This window comes from Aureitalea sp. L0-47 (assembly GCF_026126405.1).
Classification (GTDB): Bacteria; Bacteroidota; Bacteroidia; order Flavobacteriales; family Flavobacteriaceae; genus Pukyongia.
In genome coordinates this window covers 1-5507 of record NZ_JAFMTQ010000029.1, presented here as the reverse complement: position 1 = coordinate 5507, position 5507 = coordinate 1, and the positions used below count along the sequence as shown (strand labels likewise).

5 protein-coding genes are annotated in these 5507 nt (G+C 43.1%); all 5 read left to right on the top strand.

What is annotated here, in order from left to right:
- A partial coding sequence (locus tag J1N09_RS15570) for a T9SS type A sorting domain-containing protein (protein ID WP_414826858.1) occupies positions 1-134 on the top strand: 134 nt, incomplete at its 5' end.
- Positions 135-508: 374 nt separating this feature from the next.
- Entirely contained in the window at positions 509-1333 is an 825-nt protein-coding gene (locus J1N09_RS15280; protein ID WP_265201150.1) for a hypothetical protein, read from the top strand.
- Between the two features lie 22 nt (positions 1334-1355).
- Positions 1356-2186 (top strand): hypothetical protein, encoded by an 831-nt coding sequence (locus tag J1N09_RS15275; RefSeq protein WP_265201149.1) that lies wholly within the window; start codon positions 1356-1358, stop codon positions 2184-2186.
- Between the two features lie 14 nt (positions 2187-2200).
- Positions 2201-3049: a hypothetical protein gene (locus J1N09_RS15270; protein WP_265201148.1), complete on the top strand. Its 849-nt coding sequence runs from the start codon at positions 2201-2203 to the stop codon at positions 3047-3049.
- Between the two features lie 35 nt (positions 3050-3084).
- A partial coding sequence (locus J1N09_RS15265) for a DUF1028 domain-containing protein (protein WP_265201147.1) occupies positions 3085-5507 on the top strand: 2423 nt, incomplete at its 3' end.

Here is a 5507-nt window from a genome sequence, read left to right as displayed (position 1 = left end):
GAAGGGTCGAGAGCCTTTCAGTTGAAGATCAAACTTCATTATCAATGAATATATCTTCCTACAGAAGCGGAGTATATTTTGTAAAAATAAATACCGTAGGTGGGTCTGTAACTCGAAAGATTATCAAAAGATAGTCACAGATCAATCTCGATGAAATCCCCGGTGGTGCACCGGGGATTTTAATTTTTTGCGGAAGCAACCGATTTATAAATAATATTGCATCTAAATTGTATGATATTCTTTAACTAAAAATAGGTTTTCGATAAAATGCACGTTTACAGATTTTATCAAATATCCCTTAACTTCTTGTATATCAAACATTAAATAACTTCTGAAAAGATTTATTTACAAATTCCGGGCTATATATCAGCTATTTTTAACGTTTTTTGTCGGCTTTTTCCTACTTTAGTCGACATTAAGTGTATTTCATCGAATTTTAATGTTAATAATCGATTAATCATAAGATGGGTCGTAATATTGTATTGCCCGAAATGATAAAATCGATACGATGAAAAAGCTAAAATTACCTACTTATGCCCTTGTGGCCTATATTCTTCTGGGTCTGAATTTTGGAGCAAACGCCCAGGTAGGTATCAACACAAGTTCTCCCTCTAGTGGTGCGTTATTGGATATCAATGCGAGCGACGGAGGATTTTTGATCCCCAGGGTTGAATTAACAGGAACGAATGATACAACTACCATTACTCCAAGTGCTACTACCGGACTTCTTGTATATAATACTGTTTTTGCTGGAGTATTACCTTTCCAGGTTACTCCCGGGTTCTACTACTGGGATAGTATTCAATGGAGAAGGATCTACAACCAGGGTTACACACTGCGCTACAAACAAGACAGTGAGACCTCTGCCGATTCGGATCCTACTGTCTATGTAGACATAGATGGTTTAGATACGGGAGATTTTAATATTCCATTTAGTGGTGATTATCAGATAATTGTTCGTGGATATCTTTCGGCGGGTGATATTACTACTGGTTCACCTGATGGAGCATGTACCGGATCTATTAGTTTATGGATGGACACCAATAATTCAGGGACCTTCACCAAACTAGAGGAGTCTTTCTTAACCGCCACCTCGAAAACTGTAAATTCAACCACAGATTTCTACAATATGGCTCATTCAACTACTATAATTTACAATGTAACCCTCGATGTGGTAAATTCTTATAGTTTCAAGGTTCGGGGTAGAGAATGGGATAGAAATGGGGTAGATATTGGAATCTTTGGTCGTGATTCTGACGGATATATAGGCTCTAGTAGTATAACTGAGGCCCAGAGAGGAACTATGACAATTACTTTAGTCCGACAACAATAAGCTCCAACTTAAAGTCTACAACATGAAAAAAATTCTACTATATACGATGATATCCTTCTCCTACTTGTGGAGCATGGATTTAGGTGCTCAGGTTGCCATTGGGACCGAAACCTTGGATAACGGTGCGATCTTTCAAATGGAGAGCAGTAACAAAGGACTGCTTATTCCAAGGGTTGCACTTACCGACCGCACGGACGATGCGACTATTGATCCTGCCCAGGTAGAAGGCCTATGGGTATACAACACTGCGACAGCAGGTTCAGGTAACGACCGCGTAAGCCCGGGAATGTACTTTTGGGATGGAGACGAATGGATCCGAATTTATAATCGCGGCTACTCGGAACAGTTCTTTCAAACAGCCTTGGTTAGACCTCAGGACCAAACCACCGAATATACGTTAACCGGCCTCGACCAGGAGATTATTGTTCCGATAACCGGGACCTACCAGGTGATTGTGAATGGTGCTTATGGAACCGGCCTCAAACCAAGCGGTTCCAACCCTGCAGTAGGAACCTGTTCTATTTGGCTGGAAATTGACAACGTGAAGGTGGATGAAATGTGGCTCACATCGACCTCTAAAGTAGTTGGATCAAGCGGAGCTTTCCACGCACTTCAACGAAGTGGTATGTTTATTTACAATGTTGACCTGGAGGCTGGAACCTCTTACGATTTCGTTGTAAAAGCCCGTGAATGGGACGAGCGTAATTCCTACAGTAATTTCTCCGGATGGGGATACGGATTTTGGGGACTGGACAGTTCCCGTTACAATGGAAACAATAGTGGTGTAAACGGTGTTGGTAGAACCGATGCACACATGAGTTATATGACCATCACCTTGCTGAGACAATTTTAAAAATGCATTTTATCATGAAAAGATCATACTTTTTTTATGTGCTGAGTATTACCCTGTTAATTGGATTTCTTCAAGAATCTGTGGCACAGGTAGGGGTTAATACAGGTGCATCCATAGCCACCGGGGCCGCCTTTGAAGTACGCAGTACCGATAAAGGAATCCTGTTACCCAGGGTAGCACTTACCGGCAGTGACGACAACACTACGATTACACCAGCTCCGTCAACCGGGCTGTTCGTATATAATACCACTAAAGCAGGCTCAGGTTCGACAATGGTAGAGCCAGGATTCTATTACTTTGATGGCAGTGTGTGGCGAAGACTTTTTAACGAGGGTTATACACTGCAGTACGATCAAACGGCGGAAGTTCGTGCCACGAAAAATAACTGTAATTGCTATAACACCAATTATGTTGATATCACCGGGCTTGATACCGGTAATATCTCAATACCTTTCTCAGGCACTTACCAGATTATAACGAAGGTTTATATGACAGCCGGTGATAACCTCATGACTAATTCCGATGGTGCAGTTCAGGGGTCGATGAGCCTTTGGATGGACACCAACAATTCAGGAACATTCACAAAAATTTCAGAGCAATACCTTACGTCCTCGTCTAAGCGAATTAATGGGTCCAACTACAATTATTTGGGCCAGGCCGGTACAATTGTCTATAACGTCGACCTTGATGCTACTAATACATATTCCTTTAAAGTTAGAGGACGTGAATGGTACCAGGGAAATTCGAACAACAGTAATACCGCTAGTTGGTTCGGAAAAAACACAAGTGGTTACGCAGGTGCTAACGGCGTTAATGATGCACAATATGGAGAAATGACAATTACACTTGTGAATCAAAATTAAAATATATCCCAATTTATATTTCAGAATAAAAGTCTATGAACTCGAAAACCAATCCCCGTAACCCATTCGGCCGCAATTTTATGGCCATAGCAATAGTAAGTATTACCGTATTATGTGCTGTTTTCCTTTTCAATCCTATGAATTCAACTTCAAAGATGGAGGAGGGATTAACTGAAAAAATTGATTACATTCCTGAAGATGACCCATCAAGGGCTAGAGACGATGAGGGGGATACCTTTTCTATCGTAGCATACGATCCTGTGAGTGGTGAAATTGGGGGAGCTGGTTGTAGCTGTTATAGTGGTACTATTGATTTCCTTAGTGATCCCATCAGACATCCATCGACAGGAGTGCTCTTAGGTGCTATTCATACTCAAGCCGCATACAATTCCACCAACCAGGCTGCAGCTCGTGCTCGTATGGAAGCCGGTGACACACCGCAGCAAATCATCGATTGGTTGGTAGCCAATGATCCCGGAAGTGGAACTATAGGAAGCAGGCAATACGGAATTGTGGGTATTGACAGTAATGGAAATATCTCTACCGCCGGATATACCGGATCATCGAATGGTTTCTGGGCAGGAGATATTCAGGGAGTTGACCCAGGAACCGGCATGCATTATTCCATACAAGGGAATATCCTGGATACTTCTACGGCAGGTTCCGGAAGGCAGGATATCCTGGACGATATGGAAGCTGCATTCATCAATACTACCGGAAGCCTATCAGATAAGTTAATGGCTGCATTACAGGGAGCGAAACGAGTTGGAGGAGACAACCGATGTACCAGCAGCGGGACAAGTGGAAGAGCTGCTTTTGTTAAGGTGTTGTTACCTTCAGACCCGAATGATAATTCACCTTCTATTGATATTTCTTTATATCCAAACATTTCCTGGGTAGAACCTATAGACGAATTGCAATGTGCTTACGATTCAGCTTATGCTCCACCAACCTGTCGAGAAACAGTCAATACCTATCCATATACTATGGATTTTGAGGAGTATATGTGGATAAAAGATGAAAATAACTGTTCACCTAGTAATACTACCAATTCCTGGATACGTTCAAGACATTCAACCCCTACAGCAAACACGGGTCCCAACGCGGCCAGTCAAGGGCAACTTTATATGTTTGTTGAAGCAGATCAGGGAACCAATGACCGTGCGATAGTGACTTCACCGTGTTTTGAGATTCCTTCAAGCGGTACCACAGTAATCACTTTCGATTATCACATGTTTGGTGCATCCATGGGTACGCTCAATCTAACTGTTAATGACGGTAGCGGATGGTCAACATTATGGTCCAGAAGTGGTAGCCAGGGGAATAATTGGAATTTTCAAGAACAGGTTGACCTTTCAGCCTATGCCGGAGGCACAATTCGATTGAGGTTCGATGGTACCACTGGTTCAGGGACTACAAGTGATATGGCCATAGACAATATTCGCATAGGAACACCGCCTCCACCTCCACCCCCGGTAAGTTGTACTAATACAATTGATGTGTTTGATTACGCTCAGGGATTTGAAGGCACTGGTAGTGGTGGTCTGGGTCTATGGGAGCAGGCTTCGGGAGATGATGGCGATTGGGTGAACTTCACAGGCTCCACCCCTTCAGGAAACACGGGCCCTTCTTCGGCGAACGAAGGCTCTTATTATATGTATATTGAAGCTTCTTCAAATGGAACTACAGGTGAGATAGGTGCCGATGCAACGGCTATTCTGGAAAGCCCTTGTTTTGATCTAACTTATGCTCAGGGTGTAGACTTTACATTTGACTACCATTCATGGGGTGCAAATGCAGGATCCCTAGTCCTTCAATTAAGTGAATTTGATGGAATTTGGATAGATGTTTTCTCCATAAATGGAGTTAACAATAATGCATGGGTACCAACTACGGTTGCATTAGATGGATACACAGGACAAAACATAAAATTGCGATTTGTCGGCACAACCGGTGGCGGATTTGCCAGCGATATCGCGATTGACAATTTGGCGATGACGCTCTCATGTAGAAATACTTCGGAGTATACCGGAGGATCTTGGGTGGGAGGCACTCCTACATTAAGCAATGAAGCCACGATAACCGATAGCTATACCACCGCGACAGACGGAGGTAGTATAGACGCCTGTGAATTAACAGTTTCAACGGGAGCTACATTACGTATCAGCGCAGGTGACTACTTGAATGTAAATGGCGATATCACCGTTAACGGCGGAACACTGATCGTGGAGCACCAGGCGAATGTGGTTCAATTGGATCCCGATGCGACTGTATCTGTTATTAATGGCGGTACTATCAATGTTGAAGTAGAAACACCTCCTTTAAAGGAACGTGATTTCATGCTCCTCGGGAGCCCGATGACTGCCGAAACCAGAAACGATGTGTTTAGCTCTTCTTATAATGTTCAGCAACACACACCCGCGAATTTCATCCCTCACCCATCGGTACCAGCCGGAGG